A 15,515-nucleotide genomic window follows, 5' to 3' on the forward strand; every position below is an offset into this window, starting at 1 on the left:
AAGCACAAAAAAGACTGCCGAGCTGATTCTACCACTTTACAAGACAAAACATTACGGTTCAGGAAAGTGCGTTGAGCATCTTATGCGGTAGCTACCCCGCTGTGCTTGAACAATAAAAAATACGTATTGAAGCTAATGAAGGGACCGCCTCAAAAAAAAATAATTGTAAAAAGGACAAAAAATAATTTTTTAGGTTAATTTTAGGGAGTTCCTTGCTCATTGCATTTACATTATAAAGTGCATCGTGAGCAGATTAGATTGCTTATAATAATTTGTCGCCAATTCCAAATACTGATGACGCATATTAATACGATTGATGCATTAAAAGCAAGCGATGAAGTAGTATTCGGTGAACTTTTTCGCGATTATAACTTCAGGGTGTACTCCTACATTTTATCTAAAACTAATTCTCCTTATATAGCAGAGGAAGCTACCCAACTTACTTTTATAAAGTTGTGGGAACACAGAGATAGCTTACAGGAACAGCTTCCGTTATCGGGGCAAATATTTCGCATAGCTAAAACCACCTGTATCGATCTTTTAAGAAAGGAATCTGTCCGGCTGCGGCATTTGGCAAAGCAGAAATCTGGCGTCAAGCCAGGAGATGCAATGGATGTATTACATGAAAAAGAATTGCAGAATAAGTTGGATGTAGCTGTAAAGCAAATGCCACCGGTGAGAAGACTGATTTTTAACTTAAGCCGTTTTGAAGCCAAATCACATAAAGAAATCGCCTATATGCTTTCATTATCTGTGAGAACAGTTGAAAGTCATATTCATTTAGCTCTTAAGCAGTTAACTAATTTATTTTTCGCACTGCTAGCCCTATTGTTCCTTTTTTAAAAAATATTTTCCACCGCACTAAGTGTTTGCTTAATTTCAAACGTATTCATTATTGTTCATCTCAATCATCATTTTATAATAATTGCCAGTAATTATTCCGAAATGACACGCTGTTAAAATGATAACGCAGGATTTAATCAAAAAGTTTTTCAGGCAGGAGTGTACACCAGAGGAACGCGATGCTGTATTGAAATATTTTGAGACCAATCCTGAGGCGTTTGACGGTTATTGGGATGAGCAGGAATGGGAACATCTTGAGGGGCTGAAGGAAAGAGATGCAAGGCTTACAGAGAAGATGTTTTCAAAGGTGAGCAGGCGTACTACCAGGAAAAAGAGTTTGCTCTTACTGAAGAATGCTGGTATTGCTGCATCTGTTTTGTTGCTGCTATTGGTTGGTGGATCGATACTTTATAACACCCGTAATGATAGCAATGTAGTGTCAATGCGCGGGCAATCAGCGGCAATGTCTGGCAGGTGGCTGCAACGTGAGAATACCGGTAATACGCCGTTGGATATTTTGCTGGACGACGGATCTTTAGTCATTGTGAAGCCTGGTGGGTGTATCAGTTATCATCAACCGTTTGATAAAAATGGAGAAAGGGTAATTTGCCTGGAAGGAGAAGCATTGTTTAAAGTGGCAAAAGATAAGAACAGGCCTTTTCGGGTCTTTTCAGATGCATTGGTTACAACAGCGTTGGGTACATCCTTTACTATAAAAGCAATTGCTGGCAAAGAATTGATCACGGTTGCGTTACATGAAGGACGCGTTGTGGTGAAACCATCACGCATGCTCAAGGCAGGTTGGGAAAAGGACTTCTTTTTGCTGCCGGGGGATCAACTGCTTTATAATAAAACCTTGGAGACTGCAATCTTACAGGTAGGCAAAAAGGTTCGCCACCTTGCAATAACAACAGCTGTTGAGAAGCGGGATGCGGCTTCCGAAGTAGTAAAGCCCGATTGGTATAAGTTTGACGGAATGCCGCTCAAAAAAGTAATTGAACAATTAGAAGTTTATTATGGAGTTGACATACGATATGCTTCACCAGATATGGAAGATAAATACTTTACCATACGGATTGATAAACATGACTCCATTGAAAATGTCCTAAACGATATAGCACTGCTGAACGATTTTATTTTAACAAAGAAAAACGGCGTTTATTTTCTACTAAAAAAATAGTATAAGCCTTTAAAAATTTACTTCGTAATAGTTAAATCATTGTGTACCGCACAGTGACAGGTATCTTATTATATCATCTTAAACGAAAAGCTGCACATGAACACAAAATTGTTATTGGGGCCATATTTCTTATGCACATTATTTATCTTTCTTTTTATCCCGATGTTGGTCGGTGCCCAGGACGGTAGAACTGATGTCCGGGGCGTTGTTAGGTCGGAGGGCGGCGACTTACTGAGAGGTGTCACCGTTGTTATTAAAAATGCCAGGGCCGATTTTACAGTTTCAACCCAAACAGATAGCCTGGGAATTTTTCGCTTCTCTCAATTACCTGCCGGCGAGGGGTACAGTTTTTCTATTTCTTCCGTGGGTTTTGAGCCGCAGGAGCTAACCGGGTACCAGCTTAAAGCTAACGCTAACTTTACACTCTCAATTAAACTGAAAGAAACCGGGCAGTCGCTCAACGAGGTGGTAGTGATTGGTTATGGTACCCAGCGTAAAGGCGATATTACCAGTTCTGTGGCTTCAGTTAAGGCTGAAGATTTTATCAAAGGCGCGGTAAAAGATGCCGGACAGCTGATCCAGGGTAAAGTAGCTGGCTTAACGGTGATAAATCCCAGCGGTGATCCAACCGGTTCTACGCAATTGATTTTGAGAGGCCAGTCTACTTTAATGGGGGTTAATCAAAATCCTTTGGTATTAATAGATGGTGTTCCGGGAGATCTGAGAATGATAACACCGCAGGATATAGAATCAGTTGATGTGCTAAAAGACGGATCCGCAGCCGCTATTTACGGAACGCGCGGTACAAATGGTGTTATATTTATTACTACGAAACGGGCGGGAGCTAATAACCGTACATCCGTAGAGTACAGTACATACGCGGGGATTCAAAAAATTGCACGCCAGCTGACTATGTCAACGGCTGCCGATATGCGCGCGCAGATCGAATCGGGGCAACGTAAGAATGAGCTTATTGATCAGGGCGCAGCTACAGACTGGCTGAAAGAAATTACCCGTACTCCGGTGATTCAGGACCATAATCTTACTATTAGAGGTGGTAACGGTGTGACCAACTACCTGGCAAGTTTAAACTATGACAATGCCCAGGGTTTGTTTCTTAAATCTTTCAATCAAATATTTTCAGGAAGATTTGATATCAATCATAGCATGTTTGATAACAAATTAAAATTGAACGTTAACGCTTTTAGCTCATCAAGGCGTTTGAATGGCTTCAATTCAAATATTTACCGGCAGGCTTTGATGCAAAACCCCACGGCCCCGTTAAAAAATGAAGATGGTACCTGGTTTCAGGAGTTGACAAAGTTCGATTATCAAAGTCCTGTGTCGGATATTATGGAGTCAGATGGGGAAACCAGTGAGTCATTATCAAGGTATAATGGTACCATTTCATTTTTGCCGGTAAAAGGATTGAAATTTTCAGCCCTGTTTTCTTACTCAAAATGGATGCAGAAATATGGATATGCAGAAACCAAGCAGCATGCCTCCACCCTGAGAGATGGCCGCAACGGATATGCGAACGATGGCGGGGCTCAGTCTATTGACCGGTTGACAGAATTGACAGGCGAGTATACGAAGTCGTTTAACCGGCATAACCTTACGGCTCTTGCCGGTTATAGTTACCAGGAAAACGATTATACCAATCACTACATGGAAAATTGGGATTTTCCCACAGATATTTTTAGCTGGCATAATATCGGTCTGGGCAGAGCTATCAGCAGTGGCGAGTTTGTTGGCTTGATCCGTAATTACAAAACGGAAACCAATTTGGTAGGTTTTTTTGGTAGGCTATCCTATAATTACGACCAGAGATACTTGTTGATGGCAAGTTTGCGGAGAGAAAAGGCAAGCCAGTTATGGGGCACGCGTAATCCATGGGGGGTGTTTCCTGCAGTTTCAGCAGGTTGGAGAATCAGCCGCGAAAAGTTCATGCAAAATCAGAATGTCTTCGATGATCTTAAATTAAGAGTGGGGTATGGAGTTACCGGTTCACAACCATCCGACCTTTTTCGAGGTGTAGCATTGCTGGGCTACAGCGGTTTTGTATTGTCTGATGGCAAGTGGGTGCAAACAATTATTCCCACGCAAAATGCTAATCCGGATTTAAAATGGGAAGAAAAAAGGGAAACAAATATTGGCCTTGATTTTAGTATGTTAAAGGGCCGGTTGTCCGGCAGTATAGACTTGTACAACCGCCAGATACATAATTTGCTTTATTTGTTTGAAGTACCCAGCCCTCCTAATCTATATAACAGAACGCTTGCCAACGTAGGTACACTCGAAAATAAAGGGTTGGAAGTGCTGGTCAATTTTACCCCGGTGATGCGCAAAAACTTTCAATGGAATTCAATGGTTAACTTCTCCACGAATTCTAACAAGCTTAAAAGTCTTTCCAATGACTTGTATCGAACATCAACCGACTACCTGCGTGTAGGCGCTATTTTCCCTCCCATCCAAACTTTTTCGCATTTGTTAAGAGTAGGAGGATCTGTTGGCGATTTCTATGGCTATAAGGTGGTCGATATTGGTAATGATCCTGCAGATGCTGCAAATTATGGTCAATGGATATATGAAGGACGGGATGGAACTCCGGTAAAATATGCCGATTTTGCTCATGCCTTTGAAGATAAAAAAGTGATCGGTAATGGCTTGCCCCGCTACTATCTCACCTGGAATAACAACCTGCAATATAAAAGCTGGGATCTGGGAATAACACAAAGAGGCGCTTTCAAATTTCAGGTAGCTAACCTTCAGCGTATGATGTTTGAGAATCCCACACAGGCACAATATAATTTGCTAAAGAATGCTTACGACCCGGTTTATGGTAAAGCAGTATTGAAGTCGCCAGTTGAGTTCAATAGTTATTATATAGAAAACGGAGACTTCTGGAAGATTGACAACATAACCCTGGGATACAGTATAAAAACAGATAAAATCAAATACATTAAATCAGCAAGAATATATATAGCTACGCTCAACACATTCATCATTACAGGCTATAAAGGTATTGACCCGGAAGTGAGCCTGCGAAATGGTACTTCATCAGCCCAGTCCGGTGTATTGCAGGTTCCCACCTCTGGCCTCGATCCGGGTATGGACTCACCGTATAAGTATCCAACTACCAGAACATTCAGTATAGGCTTAAACGTTAACTTTTAACTGTAATAAAAATGAAAAAGAAATATTTCAATATAAAGTTTTGGATTTCGTGTACCCTTATTTCCCTGTCAATTTTCTCTGCATGTACTAAGTTAAAGGATACCTCATACAGCCAGATCATTTCAGGGGGCTTTTCACCTACAGCGTCAGATATAAGCGCGCTGGCCGGTGCAGCCTACGTAGATTGGCGTGGTTTACTTTTGCAATGGAATACCGTGTACAGGGCACAGGAGGTTTCGGCCGATCAGATGCTGACTCCTGCGCGGCCAAATGGTTGGGTAGACGGTGGTGTTTACCGCCGGATACATGAACATAAGTGGACTACCGAGGATGATATTGTTGTAAACGTTTGGACCAGGGCTTATCAGGGTATTACCAATTGCAATCGCATTATCTACCAGGTCCAGTCCAGTGCAATTCCTGTTGCTCCTAAAGACACCAGTTCTTTGGTGGCAGAGTTGAAGCTGTTGCGTGCATCTTATTACTGGATGCTATGCGACATGTATGGTAATGTTCCGATAGTTGACAGGTTTGATGTACCTGCAGGTTATTTACCGCAGCAGAATACAAGACGGGAGGTTTACAATTTTATTGTAAATGATCTGCTGGCCAACATACCTAAAGTAACTGACGAAGTAAGCGCTAAAACGTATGGCAAGTTTAATAAATGGGCAGGTCTTACATTACTTGCAAAAATGTATTTGAATGCTCAGGTTTATAGTGGTACTCCTGAGTGGGAGAAGTGTAAAGCAGTATGTGATACTATTATCAATTTTGCTACAACCAGTGGAAAGATTACTTTAGAAGCCAGCCAGAAAAGTGTTTTTGCTACAGAAAACGAGAATTCGAGGGAGATAATATTTGCGCTACCCTTCGATTCAAAGTATGTAAATGAGTGGAATTCATTCGATGTACATATGCAAACGCTGCAGCCGCAAAATCAAAAAACATACAATCTGCAATCCTCTCCCTGGGGGGGCGTTTGCGCGGTTCCTCAATTTATCAGCACCTTCGATCCACAGGATAGCAGGCTTACAGAGAATTATATATTCGGACAGCAATTTTCAGCGGCAGGCGACAGCCTTTTTGGCTCGATGGGGGCTTTTGTAGGTAAGCCACTGGCGTATCGTAATTATGTAGCCGGAGTTGACCAGTCAGAGGAGGTAGATGGTTATCGTCTCGGTAAGTTTGAAATAGCCATGGGAGCTACTAATCGACTAAGTAACGACTGGCCGCTTTTAAGATATGCCGACGTACTGATGATGAAGGCCGAATGCTTATTGCGTACCGGCGATGCCCCTGGTGCTGCAACGTTAGTAACACAGGTGAGGCAAAGAGCATTCCGTTCCAATGCGGCCAAGGCTGTTGTAACCGGCGCGCAGTTGCTGCTGGGAAGCGGTTACGATTACGGTTTAAGAAACCATTTGACATCAACCCAGGAAGGTGGCGCAGATGTTCAGTATGGACGTTTTCTTGATGAGCTGGCCTGGGAGTTCAATCAGGAGGCGCGGCGAAGAACCGATCTGATTCGGTTTGGTGTTTTTACAAGAAAGTCATGGCTATCTCACTCTCCCAATGGAGATTATCGCGCCCTGTTTCCCATTCCGAAAACAGAGATTGACAAAAATGCTAATCTGAAGCAAAATCCGGGCTATAACTAAAGCATTTTTATTTAAATGGATTTTCTGGTGCCGATTTTCCATGATAAATATGGGTTGCGTGACATCGTTTGGAAATAGTAAAAATAAATAGTTGAATGTATGGTATTTCATCTATGATAAAAACGCAGATAGAATTATCGCCGGCATGCGGGATCTCACAGGATAAGTACCCATGTTCCGCTTTGGGCCTGAAAAAATTAAGCAGCAAGGTCTGTGCTGGCAGATTTCTTACGGAACCGTTTGTCAAAACGCAGAAAAAGGATGAGCCAAATGAACCGGAAAAAAATGAAAAAATGAACGCAAACATTTGCTAAGTTCTCAAACCTGCTTTCATTCAGCATTGAAGGCAACCCCTATGATTTGAACAAGTAAAAATCGGACACACCTAAAATAAAAAAGCCTTGTAAATCAAATGATTACAAGGCTTTCTGGTGCCCCAGGCGGGACTTGAACCCGCACGGACATTGCTGCCCACAGGATTTTAAGTCCTGCGTGTCTACCAATTCCACCACCAGGGCAATGTTTAAAGAACTACTCCTACAATATCAGATTTTATAGGATTTTTACGCCTCGTGTTACCTCCCGAAGCTTCGGGACCACCACCAGGGCTGACGGAATTCGTCAAAAAAAGTCCTCCCTTTCGAGAGGACTTTTCAGAGCGGAAGACCGGGCTCGAACCGGCCACCCCGACCTTGGCAAGGTCGTGCTCTACCAAATGAGCTACTTCCGCTTATAAAGAACTTTTTGTTTTTGTGTTACTGTATTTCGTAACGGGATGCAAAAATAAGAGGTTTGTTTTAAATAACAAAATAATTTCAAAAATTATTTGTATTTCGGAGTATACAAAGTACTCTCCTGAATTTGCACTTTTGGTTTCTCAAATTTCTTGGTGTACAGCCTGTAGCAACCACCCCAGGTCATTAAAAAAAAGCAGGCAATACTCAGGTAAAAGATATATGCAGAAGCTCTAACCCAGCTTTGGCCAAAGTCTTTCTTTTCATAATTCTGTAAACTCTCCTGATACTCCTGTTCCTTTAACTTTTCTACATCAAACGGTTCCATGTAATTATAATGTTGTGGTGCAAAAATAAAGGAAACAACCTAAAATAAACAAGCATTTACTTCATTTTTTAAAGGTCACTATTATTGTCCTTCACTATTTCTGAAAACTTATTCTTACCTCCTGCAAAGTGAGCCCAAATGACAGATTTGCGAAGATAACCGTCAAGCGCTGCCTTCCTGTTTTTAGGAAACACACTTTTTTTCCGATCGGCTATTATCCATTTCGCAAAAGAAAGATGCGCACTGAATACCGCTACAAAGTATCCCCCATCCCCTTTCAGCAAACTTTTAAATGCAGATACCGCATCCAGAAAAAACCGGGCCAGCAAAACATACCCCTTTCGATATCCATACATGTTCTTATAGATCATGATATTGTTATTACGAAAGTTCAAATAGGTTTTTAAAGAATTACCTTTAGGTAAAGTGCCCCCTCCTACATGATACACTACGGCGGCAGGACAGCTGTAAATCCGGTATCCGAGTAACTGTATTCGCCAGCAAAGGTCAATTTCTTCCTGGTGTGCGAAAAAATAATTATCAAATCCGCCTGATTCGCGAAAGACGTGAGCACGTATCAGCAAAGCAGCCCCCGAGGCCCAGAATATTGGTACACTGGTATCATATTGCCCCTGGTCTTCCTCCGAAACATCAAAAACACGCCCCATTGCAAAAGGGTAACCATAATGATCCAGCCATCCTCCTGCAGCACCTGCATATTCAAAAAACCGGGGATGATGATACGACAGGAGTTTGGGCTGGCAGGCAGCCAGCTGTTGATCCTGCTCCAAAAGATCCACCATCGGCTCTATCCATCCAGGCGTAACCTTTACATCCGAATTCAATAACAAATAGTAATCAGCTTCCACCTGCTGTAACGCCAGGTTATACCCTTTTGCAAATCCGTAATTTTCGGCAAGCCGGATAATTTCTATTGAAGGATAGGCTTGCTGCAAAAAACTCAGTGAATCATCAGTTGAACTATTATCAGCAACGATGATCCGGAAATTTTCATAGGTAGACAACAGTAAGTGAGGCAGGAACTCCTCCAGGTACTTCTTACCGTTCCAATTCAAAATAACTATTGCTACTGATGAATGTTGCATGCTGTGGGCCGCAAAAATAGGAACTTGTGAACTTACTTAGGTTGTAGTGCATTTTTCTTGTTAAAAAACAAATGGTATAATTGAATCAGTGCTATTAGTCCGTTACTGATAATAATAGGCCATTTTAACCCAAGCAGCACCCCATAGACCACAAATACCAGGCATGCAAAAAAGTTAATCGTACGTATAAAGCGCACATTTCGGGGTAAAAAAGAAATAACCAAAAATACCGTAGCGAGGTACCCAACAATTTCGACAGTATGGTTCATAAACCAAGAGTTTAGGTTTTATAGCCCAACTTAAAACAAGTTATACTAATTTTGCGGGCAACGTTTTATTGAAAAAACTAATCTAAGAAAAATAAATAGATTTAGTCATGAAAACTCTTTTAATCGTACCACTATTCTTCTTAAGCACCGGTTTGTTCGCTCAAATAACGGGCAGCGTAAATGTTTACAAAGATCCGCGTATCGACATCCTGTTAAAAAAGCAGGCCGAAACCAATGATCTTTCTACCCGTAATACCTCTAAACGCCGCACGGCAAAGGGCTATCGGCTTCTAATAATAAGTAGTAATAACCGCGGTGAAGCATTAACAGCCCGCACCAAAATTCTCACCAATTTCCCTGAGCTAAAGGCCTATATGTGGTATCAATCACCCTACTATAAAGTAAAAGCCGGCAATTTCACTTCGAGAAGTGAAGCAGAATCTTATCAGAGAAGAATGTCTTCAATGTTTCCTGGCAATATATTTATTATGAATGATACGGTTGAAGTAAAGCCAGAAGAAGCCGATGCCCAGGAATAATCGGGAACCACTGTTTAATTTAGGCGGCACATGGTATACGGTAGCAAAAGTTCCGGAATATTGCTATCAAACATTTTTGCGAAACGCTTTAGCGCCTTCTGACTTTTAATGATCGTATGAAACTATGAGTCAACAAGAAACAAAGACATCAAGACCTACGCCGTACTTTATCATTAAAATCATTATTTCTTTAATATTATTTGCGGTTAGTGTTTACATCCCTTCTTTACAGCAACACAAATGGATCACACAGCTGATCAACGGCGCATGGACCTTTCTTATTCCCAGTACTGCCGTATCTGTCCTTCGGTTTATTTTGATTTCCTTTTACAATAGAAGGCATGCTAAAAAAACAGTCAGAGGAAATTTTGTCTTGGGCATCAGCCAGCTCACAGCTATATTGAATGTTGCCTTTTTCCTGTTGGCTTTCATGGTGGGCCTCGGCATTAATCCGGTTGAGTTTTTAACCAGCATGACCATCGTGGCTATGGCGATAGCGGTTACCTTCCGCGATTATATAACTAATATGATCAGTGGCTTGCTCATCATGTTTTCAGAGCAGCTTTCTATTGGCGACCGTATCAGAATAGGCAACGAAAAAGGCAGAGTGGAAGACATTACTTTATCCAATATCGTATTAAAAAATGAAGACGATGATATTGTTATGGTCCCCAATAATTTCTTTTATAACCAGTCTATCACCAACTTATCCGTTCACCGGTCTAAATTTTTCTATGTAAAGTTTGAGTTGCCTCTGACTGTGGCCCATCATTCGGATGAGCTGGAAACTGATCTGCAGGAATTACTTCGAACACATCCGGGGCTTGAAAAAGAAAATGAAGTAAAGCTCTCGGTAGAACAGATAGGAAAAGACTTTGTGAAGTTTAAAATGGAATTGATAGCCATTAATAACAGCGACCGGTTACACCGCCAGATAGAAAACGATGCTTTGAAAAGAATACTTCTTTTCAAATACAAATATGCCTAGACTTCCTGCCGGCTCACTTTATCACCCTTCATTTTAACACCCCGGGTAACAGCTATATTAAACAAACATTAAATTTTTCTGTACGTTTGCGACATGGTTGAAAAAATACAATCGCTGGCGAAACAGTATGCTCCTGAATTCATACAGGTAAGACGCCACCTGCATGCGAATCCGGAACTAAGTTACCAGGAGTTTAAAACGGCCGAATTTGTAAAGAGCCAGTTAGCTGCTTTAGCCATTCCCTTCGAAACCAAAGCACAAACCGGTGTGATAGGATGGATCAAAGGCAGGAATCCTGATAAAAAACTAATTGCGCTGAGAGCTGATATGGATGCGCTCCCGATATTGGAAGCTAATGAGGTTTCTTATAAATCACTGGATGAAGGGGTAATGCATGCCTGTGGTCATGATGTGCACACCACCTGTCTTTTGGGGGCAGCGAAAATATTAAGTGAGCTAAAAGATGAGTGGGAAGGTACTGTAAAACTGATTTTCCAACCTGGGGAAGAAAAAAACCCAGGAGGCGCCAGCCTGCTTATCAAAGAAGGTGTGTTAGAAAACCCCAGGCCTGATGCAATATTAGGATTACATGTTCATCCCGGTTTAGCTACGGGCAAAGTAAGCTTTAGAGCCGGCAAGGTGATGGCCAGTGCCGACGAGCTATATTTTACCGTCAAAGGAAAAGGAGGGCACGCCGCTGCTCCGCAATCAGCAGTCGATCCTATCCTGATCGCCTCTCATTTGGTAATAGCATTGCAACAGGTGATCAGCCGCAGAAAAAATCCCTTGAATCCATCGGTATTGTCAATAACTGCGTTTAATGCCGGTACAACCACTAATGTCATTCCGGGTGAAGTGAAGCTGATGGGCACTTTCAGGGCTATGGATGAAGACTGGCGTTTTGAAGCGCACGAAATAATAAGAACTATTTCGCACAACCTCGTTACAGCAATGGGTGGTGAGCTGGACCTGCATATTGACGTGGGTTATCCGAATGTATTTAATAACGAGGCTTTAACAACGAAAGCCAAACAAAAGGCCATTGACTTTTTAGGAACTCATTATGTAGAGGAGACTGAAATAAGAATGGGTGCAGAAGATTTCGGCTATTATACACAAAAAATTCCAGGCTGCTTTTATCGCCTGGGTGTGATGAGTGATCCTGCTAACATCAGGAATGTACACACTCCTACTTTCGATATCAATGAAAACGCCATTGAAACGGGCATGGGCATGATGGCCTGGCTGGCTGTGTCAGTTGACAAATATTAGCCAACCTTTTGAAAAATTTAAGCATCTGGTATAAAAGGACAAAAATGAAAAATTTATTATTGGTTGTACTATTTTCGACGGCGAGTTTTGTTACGCAAGCACAAACGGGTAAGGATTCTGGTAAAAGTGCCAGGGATTTTATTATAGAGAATGAGAATGGAAGAACCACTCGTCCGAATATAGTAAACCCTGAAGTAAAAAAATTAATGCCCCAGAATGATTCCGTTGTATTAGCTAATCAAAAAACAGAGAAAGCCAAAAATTGCTGCAATGGTTCCTGTTGCAAAAAAAAGAAGTCCAGGAAAAAAAATATGCGCTAATCACCTCTGCCTGGGAATAGCATATTATCCTTTAAATTTTGCTTGCGTAAGCGCTCTATAGGCCTTAAGCTTTGAACAGAGCGAACAGTAGTTTGCGACTCGGATTTAGCAGCAACCATTCCCCCATCAATCAATGTAATTGCGGCCGCAGTACAATCTTCGGTAATATCTCCCCAGTTTTTATCAACGCCATCATATACTTTATAATCAGGGGTAAAGCCATTGTAAGAAACCGAATCATTTACACTATTGCGTGTCATAAAAGACACTGTCCAAAAAGTAACTTTCTTGAATAAATCTATCGGGAAAAAACCAACAGGTTTTCCGCGTGTATTTTTATCACCGATAATAACAAGGTTGCTTCCTAATACCGGTTTCAAACTATTAATAAATAATTCACTTGATGAAGCAGTCATACTGCTCACTATAACATAAACTTTGGGTATGTTCAGTGAGGTCGATGTATTAAAATTAACCGTGAGGTACTGATTCCCCGTAAGTGAGAATTGCGATACAGAAGGATATCTGGTTTTTAACACATTAAAATTACCCGCCTGCAAATTACTATTATAATAATACTTATACATAATACTACCATTCGCCGAATTGGGTGCAATATGATTGGTTAAATAATCCTGTGTTTGAGTATAGCCGCCATTATTACAGCGCATGTCTATAATAATAGAAGATACCGACTGATTTTTAAATGATTGAAATACTCCATCCAGCTCAGACTGACTGTCTGATAGCTTGTCAAAGTTTTTATATACCAAATAACCCGCTTTTCTACCGCCGGGAGTTGATAAAACTGTTGAGTATAAAACTGATTTGATTGTATGAGAATTATCGCTAATAGTAATTTTTAAAGTATCTCCGTTAGCTTTTACAAATTGTGCCTCAACAGATTTTAATGTTTCATATGCAAACATATTATTTAGGATATCGATGGAGGCCTGCGTGTACCCCAAAGTTGTACCATTTACCTTTGCTAATTTCATACCACGTAGCACGCCTTTCTGCCCTGCATCGGAATTAGGGTAAACATAATTCACATACCATCCTGAAAAATCGGCCGGACGATAAGATGGCGTAACCGATCTGTTATTCCATGCATCTTTTACATCAAATCCGTAACCGGTTTCTGTGGCAGCCGAACTTATGTCGCCCCCACTATAGGCTTCAGCATAGCTGTACTTTTTTTGCTGATCGTATGTATTATAAGTACGGATGGTTGCCATAACTGACTCTGCCGTTTTCAATGGGTCACCCGTAGTAACATACTGCCTTGGATTAAAAGCATCGTACGTTACCGGCCCAATCTTATCTTGCCAGTAATACATCTCCTTGGAAAATAAAAAAATGGAATCTGCAATCAATTGTTCTGTTGTAGCAACAGGTCCTGTTGGTGTAGGATCAGGATCAGGTTTAACCGGATCTTTCTTACAGGAAAAGATGCTAATCGCAATAAAACACACCATCAATATCCTCATATATGAATTTATAAACATAAAATTAACTCTTCCTTTGCACTGAGAAATATTTTTATCTTTTATTTATGAGTCTCGGCTTTTGGCAAAAACGCTATTTTAGCGATCTATTTAGGTTATATGAGACACAAAGAAGAAATATTATCAATACGAAAAGCTAAAAATCAACCCAATATCCTGGTTATAGGAGACATCATGGCCGATCGCTACATATGGGGATCTGCCAGCCGCATCTCACCGGAAGCGCCTGTGCCGGTGGTGAATGTGAAAAATGAAACCGTTACATTGGGAGGGGCAGCCAACGTTGTCCAGAACCTTTTCAAGCTCAATGCGAAAGTGTCCATCTGCGGCATAATGGGCGATGACCCCATTGCTTCAACGGTATTAGATCTTTTGAAAAGCGGAAAAATTGATGCATCTGGTATTGTTGCAGATAAGTCAAGACCCACCACCTTAAAAACGCGTATCATGGCCGGCAATCACCAATTGTTACGTGTAGACAGGGAAACAACTGCCGATATCCAGGAAAACATCGAAACAAAGTTACTCAATAAGATAAAGGCAAAACTCAGGCATACCGACATAGTATTACTTTCTGATTACAATAAAGGCTTACTTAGCTACAGTTTCACGCAAAAGTTATTAACGCTCTGCCAGACCAATGGTAAAAAAGTAATGGTGGATCCCAAGGGCCTGCATTATGAAAAATATACGGGTGCCTGGTTAATCAAACCTAACAAAAGAGAACTGGCCGAGGCCACCGTTACAGAAAAAATTGAGACGAATGAGCAACTGATTAAAGCAGCACGTAAGCTTATTGCAAAAACCAAATCACAATACCTGGTAGTAACCCGCTCAGAAGAAGGCTTATCGCTGATTTCAAAAAAATCGCATGAGGATTTCCCCGTTAAAGCCAGGGAAGTATTTGATGTTACCGGCGCGGGTGACACTGTTTTTGCATCTTTGGGATATTTTGTAGCTTGCGGGCTGGACCTGGCCACTGCTTGTGAACTCGCCAATTATGCAGCAGCCATCGCTGTAAGTAAGGTAGGTAGCGTTGCGGTAACTATTGATGAAATACTATCTTTAATCAATGAGCATGAATAATCCTGTCGAAGCTGCTGTTGAAAGTAAAATTCTTTCCCTGGAAGATGCTGTGTCTTTACGAAAACAATGGAAAGAAGATAAACAAAAAGTTGTTTTCACAAATGGTGTTTTTGACATCCTGCATGCTGGTCATGTAAAGTCACTCACCAATGCAAGGGCTAACGGCGATAAGTTAATCATCGGCTTAAATGCGGATGCTTCGGTAAAAAGACTGAAAGGCGATGCGCGACCTATCATCAGTGAACGCGACAGGGCGATACTTTTAGCTGGACTACAGTTTGTAGACCTGGTAGTTTTGTTTCCTGATGATACTCCTCTTAAACTGATTGAGGCTTTATTACCTGATGTACTGGTAAAATCGGCAGACTACAACGTGGAGACTATTGTTGGAGCTAAAGAAGTAATAGCGAATGGCGGCGAAGTAAAGATCATGCCTTTTGTGCAGGGATTATCAACCACTGCTATTATTACTAAAATAAAGAACGAATAAGTATTAGCATCAAG

The 15,515-nt window shown here is 41.3% G+C and carries 14 protein-coding genes and 2 tRNA genes; 10 read left to right on the forward strand and 6 right to left on the reverse strand.

Annotated features, from left to right (window positions below):
• Positions 1 to 294 precede the first annotated feature (294 nt).
• The 4 genes from U0035_RS06005 to U0035_RS06020 all read left to right on the forward strand — a co-directional run bounded on the left by U0035_RS06005 (position 295) and on the right by U0035_RS06020 (position 6,861).
• Positions 295 to 843: a sigma-70 family RNA polymerase sigma factor gene (locus tag U0035_RS06005; protein ID WP_114789120.1), complete on the forward strand. Its 549-nt coding sequence runs from the start codon at positions 295 to 297 to the stop codon at positions 841 to 843.
• 118 nt (positions 844 to 961) lie between these two features.
• Positions 962 to 2,023, forward strand: a complete 1,062-nt coding sequence (locus U0035_RS06010; RefSeq protein ID WP_114789121.1) for a FecR family protein — start codon at positions 962 to 964, stop codon at positions 2,021 to 2,023.
• Between the two features lie 96 nt (positions 2,024 to 2,119).
• Complete coding sequence (locus U0035_RS06015; protein ID WP_114789122.1) at positions 2,120 to 5,200, forward strand: SusC/RagA family TonB-linked outer membrane protein; 3,081 nt, start codon at positions 2,120 to 2,122, stop codon at positions 5,198 to 5,200.
• A gap of 11 nt (positions 5,201 to 5,211) precedes the next feature.
• Positions 5,212 to 6,861, forward strand: coding sequence for a RagB/SusD family nutrient uptake outer membrane protein (locus U0035_RS06020; RefSeq protein WP_114789123.1), 1,650 nt, complete (start codon positions 5,212 to 5,214; stop codon positions 6,859 to 6,861).
• 429 nt (positions 6,862 to 7,290) lie between these two features.
• Here U0035_RS06020 and U0035_RS06025 read toward each other — a convergent pair.
• The 5 genes from U0035_RS06025 to U0035_RS06045 all read right to left on the reverse strand — a co-directional run bounded on the left by U0035_RS06025 (position 7,291) and on the right by U0035_RS06045 (position 9,298).
• Positions 7,291 to 7,379, reverse strand: a tRNA-Leu gene (locus U0035_RS06025).
• A gap of 139 nt (positions 7,380 to 7,518) precedes the next feature.
• Positions 7,519 to 7,591 (reverse strand) — tRNA-Gly (locus U0035_RS06030).
• A gap of 92 nt (positions 7,592 to 7,683) precedes the next feature.
• Positions 7,684 to 7,923 (reverse strand): hypothetical protein, encoded by a 240-nt coding sequence (locus U0035_RS06035; RefSeq protein ID WP_114789125.1) that lies wholly within the window; start codon positions 7,921 to 7,923, stop codon positions 7,684 to 7,686.
• Positions 7,924 to 7,991: 68 nt separating this feature from the next.
• Positions 7,992 to 9,029, reverse strand: a complete 1,038-nt coding sequence (locus U0035_RS06040; protein WP_114789126.1) for a glycosyltransferase family 2 protein — start codon at positions 9,027 to 9,029, stop codon at positions 7,992 to 7,994.
• Between the two features lie 32 nt (positions 9,030 to 9,061).
• A complete protein-coding gene (locus U0035_RS06045; RefSeq protein WP_114789127.1) occupies positions 9,062 to 9,298 on the reverse strand; it encodes a uroporphyrinogen decarboxylase in 237 nt (78 codons plus the stop codon).
• A 107-nt stretch (positions 9,299 to 9,405) separates the two neighbouring features.
• On the opposite strand from U0035_RS06045, the gene U0035_RS06050 reads away from it, so the two are divergent.
• The 4 genes from U0035_RS06050 (at position 9,406) to U0035_RS06065 (ending at position 12,417) form a co-directional block, all read left to right on the forward strand.
• Entirely contained in the window at positions 9,406 to 9,837 is a 432-nt protein-coding gene (locus U0035_RS06050; protein ID WP_114789128.1) for an SPOR domain-containing protein, read from the forward strand.
• Between the two features lie 124 nt (positions 9,838 to 9,961).
• Positions 9,962 to 10,825, forward strand: a complete 864-nt coding sequence (locus U0035_RS06055) for a mechanosensitive ion channel family protein (RefSeq protein WP_114789129.1) — start codon at positions 9,962 to 9,964, stop codon at positions 10,823 to 10,825.
• 93 nt (positions 10,826 to 10,918) lie between these two features.
• The gene (locus tag U0035_RS06060) at positions 10,919 to 12,097 is read left to right on the forward strand and encodes a M20 metallopeptidase family protein (protein ID WP_114789130.1); all 1,179 of its coding nucleotides are present in this window, start codon (positions 10,919 to 10,921) and stop codon (positions 12,095 to 12,097) included.
• A gap of 44 nt (positions 12,098 to 12,141) precedes the next feature.
• Positions 12,142 to 12,417, forward strand: a complete 276-nt coding sequence (locus tag U0035_RS06065) for a hypothetical protein (protein WP_114789131.1) — start codon at positions 12,142 to 12,144, stop codon at positions 12,415 to 12,417.
• Here U0035_RS06065 and U0035_RS06070 read toward each other — a convergent pair.
• The gene (locus tag U0035_RS06070; RefSeq protein ID WP_162817741.1) at positions 12,414 to 13,907 is read right to left on the reverse strand and encodes a S41 family peptidase; all 1,494 of its coding nucleotides are present in this window, start codon (positions 13,905 to 13,907) and stop codon (positions 12,414 to 12,416) included. The two genes, U0035_RS06065 and U0035_RS06070, sit on opposite strands and share 4 nt — an antisense overlap.
• A 117-nt stretch (positions 13,908 to 14,024) precedes the next feature.
• Between U0035_RS06070 and rfaE1 the strand changes: the two genes are divergently transcribed.
• Together rfaE1 and rfaE2 are read left to right on the forward strand one after the other, a co-directional pair.
• On the forward strand, positions 14,025 to 15,011 hold the full coding sequence (rfaE1, locus tag U0035_RS06075; RefSeq protein WP_211316330.1) for a D-glycero-beta-D-manno-heptose-7-phosphate kinase: 987 nt from the start codon (positions 14,025 to 14,027) through the stop codon (positions 15,009 to 15,011).
• Complete coding sequence (gene rfaE2, locus U0035_RS06080) at positions 15,004 to 15,501, forward strand: D-glycero-beta-D-manno-heptose 1-phosphate adenylyltransferase (protein ID WP_245957570.1); 498 nt, start codon at positions 15,004 to 15,006, stop codon at positions 15,499 to 15,501. The genes rfaE1 and rfaE2 overlap by 8 nt, the downstream gene beginning before the upstream one ends.
• Positions 15,502 to 15,515 lie beyond the last annotated feature (14 nt).

The organism is Niabella yanshanensis (assembly GCF_034424215.1).
Taxonomy (GTDB): domain Bacteria; phylum Bacteroidota; class Bacteroidia; order Chitinophagales; family Chitinophagaceae; genus Niabella; species Niabella yanshanensis.